12 protein-coding genes and 1 other RNA gene are annotated in these 15,821 nt (G+C 38.2%); 11 read left to right on the top strand and 2 right to left on the bottom strand.

Annotated elements, in window-relative coordinates; genetic code table 11:
* Nucleotides 1-47: 47 nt before the first annotated feature.
* The gene (pncA, locus tag B5V81_RS04145) at nucleotides 48-656 is read right to left on the bottom strand and encodes a bifunctional nicotinamidase/pyrazinamidase (RefSeq protein ID WP_212112248.1); all 609 of its coding nucleotides are present in this window, start codon (nucleotides 654-656) and stop codon (nucleotides 48-50) included.
* 47 nt (nucleotides 657-703) lie between these two features.
* Nucleotides 704-1,240 (bottom strand): hypothetical protein, encoded by a 537-nt coding sequence (locus tag B5V81_RS04140; protein WP_212112247.1) that lies wholly within the window; start codon nucleotides 1,238-1,240, stop codon nucleotides 704-706.
* A 162-nt stretch (nucleotides 1,241-1,402) separates the two neighbouring features.
* Between B5V81_RS04140 and ettA the strand changes: the two genes are divergently transcribed.
* From ettA to mraY, 11 genes are all read left to right on the top strand, one after another.
* A complete protein-coding gene (gene ettA / locus B5V81_RS04135; RefSeq protein ID WP_212112246.1) occupies nucleotides 1,403-3,052 on the top strand; it encodes an energy-dependent translational throttle protein EttA in 1,650 nt (549 codons plus the stop codon).
* A 662-nt stretch (nucleotides 3,053-3,714) separates the two neighbouring features.
* Nucleotides 3,715-4,653: an ArsR/SmtB family transcription factor gene (locus B5V81_RS04130; protein ID WP_212112245.1), complete on the top strand. Its 939-nt coding sequence runs from the start codon at nucleotides 3,715-3,717 to the stop codon at nucleotides 4,651-4,653.
* Between the two features lie 995 nt (nucleotides 4,654-5,648).
* The gene (locus tag B5V81_RS04125; protein WP_005775189.1) at nucleotides 5,649-6,023 is read left to right on the top strand and encodes a hypothetical protein; all 375 of its coding nucleotides are present in this window, start codon (nucleotides 5,649-5,651) and stop codon (nucleotides 6,021-6,023) included.
* A 1,399-nt stretch (nucleotides 6,024-7,422) separates the two neighbouring features.
* Entirely contained in the window at nucleotides 7,423-7,932 is a 510-nt protein-coding gene (locus B5V81_RS04120; protein WP_212112244.1) for a lytic transglycosylase domain-containing protein, read from the top strand.
* A gap of 99 nt (nucleotides 7,933-8,031) precedes the next feature.
* Nucleotides 8,032-8,420, top strand: an RNA gene (rnpB, locus tag B5V81_RS04115) — RNase P RNA component class A.
* Nucleotides 8,421-8,692: 272 nt separating this feature from the next.
* A complete protein-coding gene (gene rsmH, locus B5V81_RS04110) occupies nucleotides 8,693-9,691 on the top strand; it encodes a 16S rRNA (cytosine(1402)-N(4))-methyltransferase RsmH (RefSeq protein ID WP_212112243.1) in 999 nt (332 codons plus the stop codon).
* Entirely contained in the window at nucleotides 9,688-10,095 is a 408-nt protein-coding gene (gene ftsL / locus B5V81_RS04105) for a cell division protein FtsL (RefSeq protein WP_212112242.1), read from the top strand. The genes rsmH and ftsL overlap by 4 nt, the downstream gene beginning before the upstream one ends.
* Nucleotides 10,092-11,834, top strand: coding sequence for a peptidoglycan D,D-transpeptidase FtsI family protein (locus B5V81_RS04100; protein ID WP_212112241.1), 1,743 nt, complete (start codon nucleotides 10,092-10,094; stop codon nucleotides 11,832-11,834). Before ftsL ends, B5V81_RS04100 begins: the two co-directional genes overlap by 4 nt.
* Before the next feature lie 23 nt (nucleotides 11,835-11,857).
* Nucleotides 11,858-13,309 carry a UDP-N-acetylmuramoyl-L-alanyl-D-glutamate--2,6-diaminopimelate ligase gene (locus B5V81_RS04095; protein WP_212112240.1) on the top strand — a complete coding sequence of 484 codons (1,452 nt, stop codon included), beginning with the start codon at nucleotides 11,858-11,860 and terminating at the stop codon, nucleotides 13,307-13,309.
* Nucleotides 13,306-14,727, top strand: coding sequence for a UDP-N-acetylmuramoylalanyl-D-glutamyl-2,6-diaminopimelate--D-alanyl-D-alanine ligase (locus B5V81_RS04090; RefSeq protein WP_212112239.1), 1,422 nt, complete (start codon nucleotides 13,306-13,308; stop codon nucleotides 14,725-14,727). Before B5V81_RS04095 ends, B5V81_RS04090 begins: the two co-directional genes overlap by 4 nt.
* Before the next feature lie 21 nt (nucleotides 14,728-14,748).
* Complete coding sequence (mraY, locus tag B5V81_RS04085) at nucleotides 14,749-15,819, top strand: phospho-N-acetylmuramoyl-pentapeptide-transferase (RefSeq protein WP_212112238.1); 1,071 nt, start codon at nucleotides 14,749-14,751, stop codon at nucleotides 15,817-15,819.
* The last annotated feature ends 2 nt before the right edge of the window (nucleotides 15,820-15,821 follow it).

Here is a 15,821-nt window from a genome sequence, read left to right as displayed (position 1 = left end):
TTATTTCTTAAAAATCAGTTTTTTATAATATATAGTTAGAAAAATATTTAAGAGACCATTAACAGTTCGATACCAGCTTCGTTCATCGTTTTAAGCATCGTGTTTAGGGATTCGTTTACATCAATACCAGCGCAGGCATTTAATGAAACACTGACTTTAAAACCACATTGTATGGCGTGAAGAGCAGAAAATCCAACACAAAAGTCCGTTGCTAAGCCACACATAACAAGCTTGGTAAAACCGTGTGCGTTAAGATAAACTTGTAAACCTGTTGGTGTTTTTTGATCATTTTCAAGAAAAGCAGAATAGCTATCCATTTTTTGGTTATAGCCTTTTCTAAGGATAAGTTGTGCTTTTTCTACTCTAAGAGATGGATGAAATTCTGCTCCTTGTGTTCCTCGTATGCAATGATCAGGCCACAGTATTTGAGGACCATAGTCAAGATTGATGGTATCATAGGGCTTTTTTTCAGGATAGCAGGAAGCAAAGCTGCAGTGGTTTTTGGGGTGCCAGTCTTGGGTTAAGATAACGTGGTCAAAATGATCGATAAGATTATTGATGGCAGGTAAAATAGCATCACCTTGTGGTACTGCAAGTGTTCCACCAGGTAAGAAGTCATTTTGAACATCAATGACGAGTAAGGCTTCTTTTTCCATAAATATATTCCTATTAAGAGGTGCGCTTTTATCGTATTTTTAAAAAGCTATATTTCGTCTTGAAGTTTTGAAATGACTTGTTGAATATTGATCTTATTTTGACAATTATCAAGCCAAAAGAGGGGAATGGATAAGTTTTTGCAATTCATTTTATAGTTTTTTACAAACTGTAACCACATACCAATGGGAAGGGCACTGTAGTCATTTTTTATGACATGTTGGTGCAAAGCTTTCATGATCATTGGGCTTGGAACGTCAGATCCCATAAGGCGACGGTCATTTTGTAACCGTAATTTAAGCCACATCAAGGCAAGAGGTGAAGTCCATTGTTTTTCGTAACAAAAAATCGATGAAAAAAGGGAAGGTTTTTTTACTGCGTAAGATAAAGCCCATAAAGCAAAAAAAGAAGGTGCATAGAGAATTACTTTTCTTTTTGGTTCTATATTACATTGATAGGTTGGTTTAATACGGTAAAAATACAATGTTATATCTGGTATGGAAAAGAGAGGCAATGTTTGGTAACATGTTTCAGGGATAGCTAAAAAGATTTGCTTTTTGCGTCGTGAGGGGATTTTTTTTTGCATTTAGAACCATACTGGGGCTTGTGAGATTAGAAAAAATGTACCAATATTAAAGCGAAAAGCTTTTGAGACAATGTAAGCTTTATTTATTGTACAGTTTCAAAAAGCAAAAGCAATTTTTTCAAAATCCTAATCTTTAATATCGCATAATGTAAAGAGAAATTTATGGCACGTCAATTTATCTATCATATGGCTGGGCTTAACAAGTCTTACGGCAATAAAAAAATTTTAGAAAATATTCATTTGTCTTTTTATCCAGATGCGAAGATCGGTATTTTAGGACCAAATGGTGCAGGTAAATCAACTATTTTACGTATTATGGCTGGGCTAGATAAGGAATATACGGGAGAAGCATGGCTTTCTGAAGGAGCGCGTTGTGGCTATCTACCACAAGAACCTGTACTTGATGCGAGCAAAGATGTGCGTGGTAATGTGATGGAGGGGGTTGCAGATAAACAGGCCATTTTTGAGCGTTATAACGAATTGATGATGAATTATAGTGAGGAAACTGCTGATGAAAGTGCACAGCTTCAGGATATTATTGATAGTCAGAATCTTTGGGATTTAGAAAGTCAAGTAGAAATGGCGATGGCTGCTCTTGGTTGTCCGCCAGCTAAGGGGGATGTGACAAAACTTTCGGGTGGTGAAAAGCGGCGTGTAGCGCTTTGTAAATTGCTGTTGTCAAAACCTGATTTGTTGCTTTTGGACGAACCGACAAACCATTTAGATGCTGAAACGACGGCTTGGCTTGAAAGGCATCTGCGTGAATATCCTGGCGCTGTGCTTTTGATAACCCATGATCGTTATTTCCTCGACAATGTTACGGGGTGGATTTTGGAGTTAGATCGCGGTAGAGGTATCCCTTATGAGGGGAATTATTCTGCTTATTTGGGGGCTAAAGCAAAGCGTTTGGCTCAAGAAGGTCGTGAAGAGGCTGCGCGTCAGCGTGCTTTATCACGTGAGCAAGAATGGATTGCTTCTAGTCCAAAAGGGCGACAAGCAAAGTCAAAGGCGCGGATTAAAGCTTATGATGAGTTGGTTCAGGCGGCACGTGAGCGTCGTCCTGGAGAGGCGCAAATTATTATTCCTATTGGAGAAAGATTGGGACAAGTTGTCATTGAAGTTGATCATCTCTCTAAAGCTTATGGCGAACGTGTGTTGATTGATTCTCTTTCTTTTAAACTTCCTGCTGGAGGCATTGTCGGCGTTATTGGGGCCAATGGTATGGGAAAGTCGACCTTGTTTAAAATGTTGACAGGACAAGAACAGCCCGATTCAGGTCAAATACGTATTGGTGAAACGGTGCACATGAGTTATGTGGACCAGAGTCGCGATTCCTTGGCGGGCGATAAAACTGTTTGGGAGGAGATTTCTGGGGGAAATGATATTATTAAGTTAGGCAAATATGAGATGAATAGTCGCGCTTATTGTGGGGCTTTTAATTTCAAGGGGGCCGATCAACAGCAGAAAGTGGCAAATTTATCAGGAGGGCAGCGCAATCGCGTCCATTTGGCAAAGCTTTTAAAAGAGGGGGGAAATGTGCTTCTTCTGGATGAACCGACAAATGATCTTGATACTGAAACGTTAGGTGCATTGGAAGATGCATTAGAAAACTTCGCTGGTTGTGCTGTGATCATATCACACGATCGCATGTTTCTTGATCGATTAGCAACGCATATTTTAGCCTTTGAAGGTAATGGTCATGTGGAATGGTTTGAAGGTAATTTTGCTGAATATGAAGCTGATAAAGTTCGCCGTCTTGGGGCTGAATCTCTTAACCCTAAGCACGCAAATTATAAGCCTCTTACACGTTAGAATTCTTTAATTGAGAGATCGTGTATTTTATGTTTATGTTATTCATCAATAACGTCGTGTGTATTGTGTGGAAGTTTTTATTCATTGGAAAGAGGAGAGGCTCTTTATGAGCCTATGACGTCAATAAAGCTATTTTACTTATGATATAGAACTGTCCTTTCTTGTGAAATTGCTATGAAAGGGAGAAATCTTTTTATGGAAAGTGTATTGTGCTCTGGTCGTTGAGCATTAGCCTCTTTGTGTAAAAAGCTACAAGCTGAAACCATCTTATTATTTATTCTCTTCCAATGTTGGATAATTTTTATTTTGAGATAGCTATAAGAGGCATTTCACTCATTGTCTATGTTTTCTGTTCATAGGCAGCTACTTCTGGGATGCAAGAGAATAGTTTAATTGATTCACCATGAATGGATTTGAAATGAGAAAAGATTACGATACTTTAACCTTTTATTTAAGGTAAAAATGGTGAATCATTCTTATAAATCAATTTATTATAATTATTTGTGGGCAATGGGGTAAGATCTCTTCGTCTTTATACGGTAGCCTATTTTTTTTATCATAGTATGATAAAATGGTGGGAATGAAATAGATGAGAATATGCGCATTATGCTTGACTTTTTTTCCTATAAACAAATGTTTATAGGAGAGTTTAAGGGGGAATTATGAAAAAAAGTACAAGTTTAGATGCAATGATTGTGCTGCTGAAAGCGGTAACAGAAGTGAGCCATTTACGTGTTCTTAGGCTTTTGCATCATGAAGATTTAACAATCCCTGATTTTGTTTTTATCCTTGATCAGTCACAAGCGTGTATCTCACGATATTTATGTTTATTGTACGAAGCACGATTGATTGAGCGTTATCAGAAGGGAGGTTGTCTTTATTTTAAGCTTTGTCGTGAATTTTGGGGTAAAGACATTGTGAAAGGCATTCTTTCGGCTTTGCCGCAGCACGATGTGTTGTTAGCGCATGATTTAGAACGTTTGAAGGATGTCAAAAAGCAGCGTCAAAAAACAAAAAAGCAGCATTTTTTACAAAATACGTTGCAATGGGATGTTTTACGATCATTCTATATAGCAGATCATGGTGTGGAAAATGCTTTACTTAAAATCGTAGGTGATAAGCCATTTCAGACGATGCTGAATATTGGAATAGGTGGAGATTCTGTCTTAAAATTGTTTTCTGGCCTTTATACGCATGCGATTGAAATTGTGCTTGATCGTGATGTTTTGCATTTGCCGGTTGGAGATACAACTTTTGATTTAGTCATTCTTCATTGGGTTTTACATTTTTTTGAAAATCCTGAAATGGTTCTTCATAAGATATCAGGTATTTTACGTCCTCATGGGCGTTTATTGATCGTGGATTTTTGTTATCATAAAGCTGAATCCTTACATTCTGATCAAGTGCATACGCGTCTTGGATTTTCGGCTTTACAAATAGAACAATGGCTTAAAAATTCGCGACTTATTTTAGAACAAACGATTCATCTTACTCCTATACAAAATAAAAACAATGAGGAATGCATGGTTACACTTTGGCTTGCTCGTGATCCACGTTTATTGGTTGATGATATCAAAGATAAACAAGTAGATTTTGCATAAGTTGCATTCGTTAACGTGCTTTAGTCTCTGATGTTTCTAAATAACATAGAGGGATGTGTTGGCTATTGTGAGATAGTTTATCGTAAGAATGATCATAGGGTATGATTTGAAATAATAGCTTTAGAGTTCTCGTTTTTTCGTAAGCTTTTAAAATTCTTCATTGACGTTATTGTGATGTTATTGCGTAAGAGATTTGACAATACTTTTAAAGGGTTATTTTCAGAAATTTTCATGAAGATAGATAAGGATTTTTTTCTATTTAAGTTATTGTTTTTATTAAAATAATTCATCTATTCTTTTGAACAGATGTTTCTACTTTTGTCCTATAATATTTAAAAACTATTTTTTTGTAGCGATCGCTGTTGGCAAGTGATTCTGCTGATTCTATGTTTTATTTTTATAAGATAAATATATAGATTGCTTGTTTTTTAACTATGATCACCAGAGTTGTGAAAGAGGTTATAATAAAAAATTATAATGGTTGTCGATTCTGATTGATGTTTCTTGGAATAAAATTGCTTCAAATTGGGTCATTTTGAATTTTTTTTGCCTAAATTTTACCATTTTTAAACAATTTATAATCCTTTTGTGTTTTTTTACGTAGAAGATGATAAGAATTTCTTGTTGTTTAAAGCATTTTATTCCATAGCAAGGATATTGCATCGGCTATCTTAGTGGTTGATGCGAGAAGACGATCGGGGAACCTCCTCCCCCCCCCCCCGCGTGGATCCCCTAGATTGTCTGGCCTGACTGAGGATTTCCTCAGTCAGGTTTTTTTGTAAATTATTTTTAGGGTTTTGTAAGGTGTTCTCAAGAGCCTTAAAAGGCGTGGCATTTACTGTTGTGTAGTTTGTCGTACTAGGGGGATAAGAGTTTATTGAGTGGTTAGTGTTATCGAATTCATTTTCAATGATGAGAGTTTTTCTTTATTGAAAAATCGTTGAATGTTATAAAGGGAATCTGTGTTTGATTCTGTAATCTTTAGGTAAGAGATAATGGGATTTTTCTCCAGTCGTATTGCTTTAATTTTATTTATGTTTCTTATTTTGGGCATTAGCGTTTTTGCATCTCGCAGTGTTGTTGTTCAAAAGTTTTTTTCCAGTTACACCTCTTCTTCTCAACAGGTTGAGGTAACAGAGGAGTGGTTGCTAGAGAGATGGTCGATGGCTTTCCCAGATATTATTGTGCATCTTTCTAAGATGAGTCCTCAACAGCAAGAACAGTTTATTGAGCAAGTGCGTCGCGATGCGATTTCATTTGCTGCTGGAAATGGTCAGAGTCGTGAGAAGGCGCATAAGTTTGGTGAAACTGTTGCTATGGCTCTCTCAAAAGCAATGTCTCGTCCAGCCATTGCGAATGCTTATTTTTAAAGTCGCGCTTTTGGATTTTATTTTAAGGGGCAGAGCTTTTTGTAAAGTTTTGCAAGGCGCGAGAGAAATAATTAATTTGTAAAATAATTAGAAAAATTATCTTATTTGGAAGGTAATCAATCAAAATAAAAATAGGGTTGCGATCATTATAAGAGTGGTCGCAAGTTTGTCGGTGACGCTTCAGATGAATTCCCATTATCGATGGCTAAAATAACAAAAGGAATAAAAACAGCTCAAATCAAGGCAGTATTTTCATAAAGGGTGAGAATAATCTGAGAGCGTTCATTTGTAGAAAAGAAAAGGCATGAATTGCTGTAACAAAACACGTTAAGCACAATTTTATATGCCCGTTATTTCTTGTTTGATAGGAAGATCGAAAATTCTCAAAAGGCTTGAGTTACCTTTTTCTTGCAGATTTTAGGTGTTGATTTACTTGTATAGTTTCTGGAGATGAGGCGTAAGGCTGGTAAGATGTTAATCTAGGATCAGGCAAAAAATATTTGGATGAGGATGAGAGATCCATTTTCCTTCAAAAGGCTTTGAGGGGATTGCATTTTCGAGAATTAAAAAACAGACAAAAATAATCGTTAAGCTTTGTTGTAGGAATAAAAAAGATATTATTTTATAACGTTCATTTATCATTTTACATGTGAAGTAAGGATCTCGCATATTGCGAAATTCTCTTTTTTTCAATCTGTTAAAGCAATCAAAAGCAGTTTTTGCACAACACAAAGCGACGAGCTTTTGTGGATAAAAGCTCTTTTTAGAAAGGAGTAAAAAGCTTTTTTGAGTCATCTCAAATATCAAAGGCTATTGTAATATTTTGAATGCGTAAAGAGTGTGAATATTTTATATATCTATGAGCTTTTTATGCACAATGATAGGTTTTTTGATTGTCTTTGGTTGATGGTTTATAGGGTATAAAAAGTATTGTGGGCATTTATTGGCGAGTGGGAAGCATTAATAATGGTTTTTATTTTTTGTAAAATTTTTTTCAATATCGGGGATCTTTGGTAAAGATTGTCTTGTCTCTGCATTACTTTGTAGAATTGATCTTAATAAAGAATTTAATCATCATTTGTAAAAAATATTATGTATCTTTATTGCTATTTTGTACTATAGAAATTGAGTGATACAGCAGAAATAATAGAGATATATAGAGTATATCATTTTATTGAATATACTATAAGATCAAATATATTCTCTTTATTTTTTTTATTTTATGATATAGAGAGATTTATAATTTGTGCATAAAGAGATTTTCTTTTGCTACAGGATTTTATCTTGAAATTGTCTTAGTATTTCCTTTTTCAAGCCGTTCTTTTGCTTTCTTTTTTTGTACAATACGCTTGCAAATTATTTGCGGATAGAATTTGAGAATGTTGTAAAGAGAAAGAAAATGCAATTTTTGAAAATCTTGTTAAATACAGCGTGTGCTGTATTTTTTATATTTGATATAAGCTGGACTCATAGTGCCTTAAATGTTGCAGAATCAAAAGAAGGCTCAGAGATTGTTGCCTCTAAAACACCTGCTCGTCCTTATGAGTTCCTTATTCAGAAACTTGCAACTAAGCATAATGTTCCCGTTAATTTAGCACATGCTGTTGTAAAAGTTGAAAGTAATTATAAGGCGAGCATAAAAGGGGCTGCGGGCGAAATAGGTTTGATGCAAATAAAACCCTCTACGGCGCGTGGGTTGGGCTTTAGTGGTTCTGTAAAAGATTTGTACGATCCTGCGACCAATCTTGAATATGGTATGCGTTATTTGGCGCGGGCCTATAAACTCAGCGGTGGAAGTACGTGTGGTACAATCCTTAAGTATAACGCGGGTCATGGGGCAAAAAAAATGAATTCCATTTCAGCAAAATATTGCGAAAAAGTGAAAATATATTTGGCTTCATTAAAATAAGGACGTCTTAAATAAGGACGTCTTTATGAAAGAAGTTGACTATAAAATATTTTAAGATGCTATTTTCACGGAGCAGAAAATGTTTTATAAATTAATGCGTCAGTCGGCTGGGCAGCCGCGCTTGTCCAATGCTGAAAAGCGGCAGGTGAGGAAAGTCCGGGCTCCATGGAAAAACGGTGCCGGGTAACACCCGGCGGGGGTGACCCTAGGGAAAGTGCCACAGAAAGTAAACCGCCTATTTTTATAGGTAAGGGTGAAAGGGTGGAGTAAGAGCCCACCGCACATTCAGTAATGAATGTGGCAAGGTAAACCCCACCGGGAGCAAGACCAAATAGAAATGACGTGCAAGATTTAATTTGCAGCCGATTTCCGGGCGAGTCATTCGGGTAGGTTGCACGAGGCGGGTGGTAACATCCGTCCCAGATGAATGGTTGCCATGTAAAGCACAAGCTTTACTACAGAACCCGGCTTATAGGCCGACTGATATTTCATGGATGATACGCAATATTTTTTTATGATCAATGACATGTGGTCTTTATATGGAGTGGAGTCTGCGTTTTAAATGAACACTTGAATTAAAGAGTGTTTTGAAAAATTATAACATTTCTTTAAGTATAATACGTTAGGATGTGTCTTGGAATATCTTTAATTTTTTTCTTTCATGGTGATTAATATGAAAGTTGAGGGTTAGGTTATTCTGGTAGCGGTTGCCATGAGAGCGCTGTTGATTTGAAACAGCATAACTTCAAGACGGATTATTTTGACAAAACAGGATCAAAGAGCTGAACGCCATATTCCAGTGTTGTTGCAGCCAGTTTTGGCTGGGCTTATGCCATTGGTTGGAGCAAAAGTGATTGATGGCACCTTTGGTGCTGGTGGTTATACGCGCGCTTTGTTAAAGGCAGGGGCGGAAGTGATTGCTCTTGATCGTGATCCTCATGCCATTGATGCGGGACAATCTCTAGTTGATGAATTTTTTCCACGGCTTCGTTTGATCCATACGGAATTTTCAAAGCTCGATCGTGTCATTAAAGAGAAGGTGGATGCGGTTATTTTGGATATCGGTGTCTCTTCAATGCAGCTTGACGAAGCAGAAAGAGGATTTTCTTTTCAAAAAGATGGTCCCTTAGATATGCGAATGGCTCAGACGGGTTTTACAGCTAGCGATGTTGTTAATCATTTAAAAGCAAAGGAGTTAGCGCGTATTTTTAAGGTATTAGGAGAAGAGCGTTATGCAGGGCGAATTGCACGAATGATTGAAAAGCGTCGTGTTGTTCAGCCTTTTTTGCGTACAGGTGATTTGGCCTATGCTATTGAAGCGTTGGTAGGGCGTAAGCCAGGAGATCGCATTCATCCTGCAACACATGTATTTCAGGCTCTTCGTATCTATGTTAATGATGAAATGGGCGAATTAGCACGTGGTTTATTTGCTGCTGAACGCGTTTTAAAAGCTGGAGGCCGTTTGGGGGTTGTCAGTTTTCATTCTCTTGAAGATCGTATGGTCAAAAGATTTTTTTCGGCTCGTTCTGGAGCATGTATAAGATCACGTTATTTGCCTGAAATAAAGCATTCGCCAGCAACATTTTTCCCTTTGTTTAAAGGAGGAATAACGGCCAATAAAGAGGAGTTACAGAAAAATCCTCGTTCACGTTCTGCAAGATTACGTATGGGGGTGAGAACTGACGCAGAGGCTCTTGCAGAAGATATGAAATTATTTGGTTTAGCAGAAATTGCCAGTTTTGAAGGTGGCAAGAAATGACAGTTTTCCGTACATTTGATATGATTTTAGTGATGATTATGATTTGTATGGCAGGGCTTACTTATAAGGTAAAATATGATGTTCAAAAACGAATGAGTGAGGTTCGTCATCTTGAGCATGAAATTGCTGCAGCAAAAAATACGGTGAGTTTGCTTCATGCTGAGTGGGCTGTCATGATAAAGCCTTCACGTATGCAAAAACTTGCAAAACGTTATCAAAAAGAACTTGGGTTAGAGGTTATACAGCCACGTCAAATCGTGGAGTTTAAAGACATTCCGCTACGAAAACATGATCCAATTGAAGAAATAATTAAACAAAATATCTTGGAAGATAATCAAGATACTTGGGCAAATAATCAAGCTTCTCAAGTCAATGCTGTTGTTCAAAAAGGCGTACAGCGATGAAGTTGCCCTTTTTATTTTCACAGAAAAAAAAGCGCTTAAAGAATTCATTGAATGATCATAATGTTTCTGTTCATCGTTCCTATTCTAGTCGTCTACGTTTGCTTTTTTCGTTGTTTTGCTTTTTAATTTTATATGGCATTATAGGGGCTTGCCTTATTTCTTATGGGTTGGAAGGTGGACAAATTGAAGAAGCTAAGGGACCAGACGCTCTTCAATTGATGGCACGACCTGATATTGTTGATCGTAATGGTCGTTTATTAGCAACAGATATTAAAACCTATTCACTTTTTGCTGAACCACGACGTATTATTGATGTGGATGAAACAATTGAATTGCTCTCAACAGTTTTACCTGATCTGAATTGGCAGGAAACCTATAAACGTTTAAAAAGAAAAACTGGTTTTTCTTGGATACAGCGTGGGTTAACACCCATGCAGAAGACGCAAATTATGGCTCTTGGTATTCCTGGAATTGGTTTTCGGACTGAAATTCGTCGTTTTTACCCCAATGGGCCTATAACTTCCCATATTCTCGGCATGGTTAATGTAGATAATCAGGGCATTGCGGGTATGGAAAAATATATCGATGATACGGGGCTGAGTGCTCTGCGTGCTGCTGGTCTTGCTATAGAAGAATCATTAAAAAACGTTCAACTTTCGATTGATCTGCGTGTTCAGGCAATTGTTCATGATGAACTTATTCAGGCTATGAAGCGTTATAAAGCAATTGCAGCAGGCGCTGTTATTTTAAATATCCATACGGGGGAAGTTTTGGCTTTGGCATCACTACCAGATTTTGATCCTGGAAATCCTATTGAAGCTTTAAAAAGTGATCGTCTTAATCGGATGACGGCTGGAACTTTTGAAATGGGATCGATCATTAAAAGTTTTACGACTGCCATGGCCCTTGATTCCGATATTTTTCATTTAAACAGTATTATTGATGCTTCAAAGCCCATAAAAGCAAGTAGTGGCTATACGATTCATGATTTTCACGGAAAAAATCGTCCCTTAACGTTATGGGAGGTTTTTATTTATTCTTCCAATATTGGTTCTGCTAAAGAGGCGTTAGCGATAGGGATTGATAAACATCGTGATTTTTTGCAAAAATTAGGACTTTTGGATCGTCTCACAACAGAGTTGCCTGAAGTTGCGCATCCTATTGTGCCACATCATTGGAAGGATATCCATTCTATGACAATTTCTTTTGGGCATGGTATGGCAACAACACCCTTGCAAACAGCCGTTGGGGCTGCTGCTTTAATGAATGGCGGTTGGTTGATTGAGCCAACATTTTTAAAACGGACAAAAGAACAAACTTTGCGCCATGCAAAACAGGTTTTGCAGGCCAAAACAAGTCAAAATATGCGTTACCTTTATCAATTAAATAGTGATATTGGTTCTGGACGTAATGCAAGAGTACAAGGCTATCGGGTGGGTGGAAAGACAGGAACAGCTGAGAAAGTTGAAAATGGAAAATATTCTAAAACAAAAAATTTCAATAGTTTTCTAGCTGCTTTTCCGATTGATGAGCCTGCTTATGTTGTTTTAACAATTATTGATGAACCTAAGCCAGAAGAGGGAAAAAATTCCGCAACAGCGGGGATGAATGCTGGACCAATGCTTGCTAATATTGTTCGTCGCTCAGCGAGTTTTCTTGGTGTAAAGCCCGATTTAAAAAAAGAATATGAGTCTCTTTTAGGCAAAAAGAGCCATTCAAGTTTTGTTAAAAAACGGTAAAATGAATATAAAGGTGCGTCGTTATGTTGTTTGGAACAGTTTTTACAGAATGTTTTGAAGATCAGAAACTTTGTTCAATGGAAATAACAGGAATCAGTGCAGATTCTCGACAAGTCTTGCCGGGTTATGTTTTTGTTGCTGTTCAAGGAAAAACAGGAGATGGAAGACACTATATCAATGATGCGATAAAGCGTGGAGCGCGTGCAATTGTTACGGATTGTCAGGCTGTTGTTGAGGATGTATCTGTTCCAATTTTACGTGTTTCGAATGTTCGTCATAGTCTTGCGTTAGCAGCAGCACGTTTTTACGGTTCTCAGCCTGAAACGGTCGTTGCTGTGACGGGTACAAGTGGTAAAACATCTGTTGTTTCTTTTATTCGGCAAATTTGGACACATGTTGGATTATGTGCTGCGAGTATAGGAACGGTTGGTGTTGTTTCTCCTAAGCGGAATGATTATGGTTCTCTCACAACACCTGATCCAGTCGTCTTGCACCGTCTTCTTTGTGAAATTTCTCATGAAGGTGTGACCCATACAGCTCTTGAAGCTTCTTCACATGGGCTTGATCAAGGAAGACTTGATGGAGTCCGTTTAACGGCAGGGGCCTTTACCAATTTAGGGCGAGATCACATGGATTATCACAGGTGCGTAGAGGATTATTTGCGGACTAAAATGCGGTTGTTTGATACACTTTTGCCTGTATCTGCTCCTGCTCTGATTTTTGCTGATGATGTCTATTCAAAAAAGGTTATTGATGCTGTTACACAAGCACGCCGTCGCGTCTTGACAATTGGACGTAAAGGGCACTTTATCACAATTAATCGTGTTGAACACCAACGTTCAAAACAGTGTATTGAGTGTCGTGTGGAAAACAAGATTTATACATTTGATTTGCCTTTAGCTGGAGACTTTCAGGTGGCCAATGCGCTTGTGGCGGCAGGATTAGCCATTGCAACAGGTATTTCTCCTGATAAGGTTTTTCCCGCGCTTGAAATTTTGCAGGGAGCGCCTGGTCGTTTAGAGTTTGTTGGAAAGACAGAAAATAATGCGCCTGTTTATATTGATTATGCGCATAAACCAGAAGCTTTGGAGCAAGTTTTGATGTCGGTTCGTCCCTTTACGCAAGGGCGTTTGATTGTTGTTTTTGGTTGTGGAGGGGATCGAGATCAAGGAAAAAGAGCTTTGATGGGAAAAATTGCAGCGGATAAAGCGGATATTGTGATTGTAACGGATGATAATCCGCGCACAGAAAAGCCAGAAAAAATACGTAAGGATATTTTACAGGCGGTACCAACAGCAATAGAGATAGCAGATCGCGGTGAAGCTATTTCTTATTCAGTGGGGCTTTTGAAAACTGGTGATACACTCATCATTGCTGGAAAAGGTCATGAAGATGGCCAAATTATAGGACAAACAACCTATCCTTTTTCAGATCGTCTGAAAGTAACAGAAGCTCTAGAGGACCGAAAGAGATGACAGCTTTGTGGGAAAAACAAGAACTTATTGCTGCCATTGATGGTATTGTAATAGGAAGCTTGCCAGAAACTTTTCCTGGGGTTTCTATTGATAGCCGTACTCTTGCAAAAGGCGATATTTTTTTCTGTATTAAGGGGCATCATCTTGATGGTCATGATTTTGCTCTGCAAGCTTATGCACGAGGTGCAGGCGTTCTTATTGTGGCAGAACATCGTTTGAGAGATATGGAAAAGATATCGGCTCCACTCATTGTTGTTTCTGATGTTTTGCAAGCTTTAGAAAAACTTGGGAAAGCCGCACGTAAACGTTCAAAAGCTAAAATTATCGCGATAACAGGATCGGTGGGAAAAACAACGACAAAAGAAGCTTTGAAACAAGTCCTTGCAACGTCTGGGAACGTTCATGCAAATCTCGCTTCTTTAAATAATTGCTGGGGAGTGCCGCTTACTTTAGCACGGATGCCTGTAGAGAGTGATTATGGTGTCTTTGAAATTGGCATGAATCATAAAGATGAAATTCGCCCTCTTGTTAAACTCGTTTGTCCGCATGTTGCTCTCATTACGCGTATTTGTGCGGGACATATGGGGTTTTTCAAAGATCTTGAAGAAATTGCAGAGGCAAAAGCTGAAATTTTTGAAGGATTGGATGAGGAAGGCATTGCTATTTTAAATGCAGATAGTGCTTTTTTTTCTTATCTCGTTCAAAAAGCAAAGCGATGCGGTGTGAAAAAGATCTTAAGCTTTGGTGAGACCAAAAATGCTGATTATCAGGCGCGGGATATACGTCTTCTAACCGATAATTCTTCTATGATTGTGCGTATTAAGGGGCGGGATAGAAAGGTTGAAATTGGCGCTCCGGGGCGCCATATCGTGCAGAATAGTTTAGGGGTTATTGCTGCTTGTGATGCTATGGGTGTTGAGCTAGAGCCTGTTTTGCTTTCTTTTAACCATTTTTCTCCTCAAAAGGGGCGGGGTGTCCGTTATCGATTATCTTTATCAAATGGAGGTGAATTTTATCTCATTGATGAAAGTTATAATGCTAATCCTGCTTCTATGCGTGCTGCTCTTGAACTTCTTGCTACAGGACCAGTAGGAGAGGAGGGGCGGCGAATTGCTGTTTTAGGGGATATGTTAGAGTTAGGGGAGTATAGTGAAAAGCTTCATCGTGATTTAATAAAGCCAATCCATCTTTCTGGTGCTAATCCCGTTTTTTTATTTGGTGAGGCGATGAAGTCTTTAGTCGATGATTTGTCTGCTTATGCTAAGGTTTATTATGCTGAAAATATTGAGAAAATTTTACCGCTTCTTTTGACAGAAATTTCTTCTGGCGATCTGCTTATGATTAAATCATCCAATAGCCTTTGTTCATCAAATATTGTGAGTGCATTGCTGGATCGCTATAAGGCGGTTTCTTCATAGTTTTAAAAGGTTTTTTATCCCATGATGCTGTTTTTTACTTCGTTTAGTGATTGGCTTCCAGGTGTGAATGTTTTTCGTTATATTACTTTTCGCACGATAGCAGCGATGCTGACGTCAGGGCTCATTGTTTTTTTGTTTGGACCTAGCATCATTTCTTCTCTTAAATTGCGTCAGGGCAAAGGGCAACCGATTCGTGCCGATGGTCCTCAAACACATTTTAAAAAGGCTGGAACACCTACAATGGGTGGATTGATGATTTTAACCGGCATTGTCGTATCGGCATTTTTATGGTGTAATTTATCGAATATTTATTTTTGGGTTTCGCTCTTGGTTATGCTTTCTTTTGGGGCTATTGGATTTTATGATGATTATCTTAAGGTCACAAAACAAACAGACAAAGGATTTTCTGGGAAAGCACGGTTAAGCTTGGAGTTTTTTGTTGCAGCGATTGCTGCTTTTGTCATTCTGAAAATTGGCTCATCTGGATTCGCTTTGCCTTTTTTGAAAGATTACCTTATCAACTTGGGTTGGTTTTTCATTCCTTTTTCTGCTTTTGTTATTGTTGCGACGGGGAATGCGGTTAATTTGACGGATGGACTTGATGGGCTTGCTATTGTCCCTGTGATGGTTGCAGCCTTATCTTTTGCTCTGATTGCTTATCTTTGTGGTAATATGAATTTTGCTGATTATCTCCAAATACACTATGTATCGGGAACAGGTGAATTGGCTGTTTTATTGGGGGCTGTTGTAGGGGCAGGGCTTGGCTTTTTGTGGTTTAATGCACCACCGGCTGCTATTTTTATGGGGGATACTGGCTCGTTGGCTCTGGGAGGATTATTGGGGACTGTTGCGGTTGCTACGAAGCACGAAATCGTTTTGGTTCTTATTGGTGGGCTTTTTGTTGTGGAAGCTTTTTCAGTCGTTATTCAGGTTGGTTATTTCAAATTGACAAGAAAACGCGTGTTTCTTATGGCACCGATCCATCATCATTTTGAGAAAAAAGGCTGGACTGAAAGCCAAGTGGTGATACGTTTCTGGATTATTTCAATCGTTCTTGCTCTCATTGGTCTTTCAACACTTAAATTGCGGTGAAA

It is taken from the genome of Bartonella queenslandensis (assembly GCF_018155095.1).
GTDB classification, from domain to species: domain Bacteria; phylum Pseudomonadota; class Alphaproteobacteria; order Rhizobiales; family Rhizobiaceae; genus Bartonella; species Bartonella queenslandensis_B.
The sequence above is the reverse complement of the archived record's forward strand: the minus strand, read 5'-3'. Positions and strand labels throughout refer to the sequence as shown.

Bases quoted from the DNA above. Each gene is read 5' to 3' on its own strand.
- pncA (WP_212112248.1), bottom strand. From the start codon at position 656: ATGGAAAAAGAAGCCTTACTCGTCATTGATGTTCAAAATGACTTCTTA.
- B5V81_RS04140 (WP_212112247.1), bottom strand. From the start codon at position 1,240: ATGCAAAAAAAAATCCCCTCACGACGCAAAAAGCAAATCTTTTTAGCT.
- ettA (WP_212112246.1), top strand. From the start codon at position 1,403: ATGGCACGTCAATTTATCTATCATATGGCTGGGCTTAACAAGTCTTAC.
- B5V81_RS04130 (WP_212112245.1), top strand. From the start codon at position 3,715: ATGAAAAAAAGTACAAGTTTAGATGCAATGATTGTGCTGCTGAAAGCG.
- B5V81_RS04125 (WP_005775189.1), top strand. From the start codon at position 5,649: ATGGGATTTTTCTCCAGTCGTATTGCTTTAATTTTATTTATGTTTCTT.
- B5V81_RS04120 (WP_212112244.1), top strand. From the start codon at position 7,423: ATGCAATTTTTGAAAATCTTGTTAAATACAGCGTGTGCTGTATTTTTT.
- ftsL (WP_212112242.1), top strand. From the start codon at position 9,688: ATGACAGTTTTCCGTACATTTGATATGATTTTAGTGATGATTATGATT.
- B5V81_RS04100 (WP_212112241.1), top strand. From the start codon at position 10,092: ATGAAGTTGCCCTTTTTATTTTCACAGAAAAAAAAGCGCTTAAAGAAT.
- B5V81_RS04095 (WP_212112240.1), top strand. From the start codon at position 11,858: ATGTTGTTTGGAACAGTTTTTACAGAATGTTTTGAAGATCAGAAACTT.
- B5V81_RS04090 (WP_212112239.1), top strand. From the start codon at position 13,306: ATGACAGCTTTGTGGGAAAAACAAGAACTTATTGCTGCCATTGATGGT.
- mraY (WP_212112238.1), top strand. From the start codon at position 14,749: ATGATGCTGTTTTTTACTTCGTTTAGTGATTGGCTTCCAGGTGTGAAT.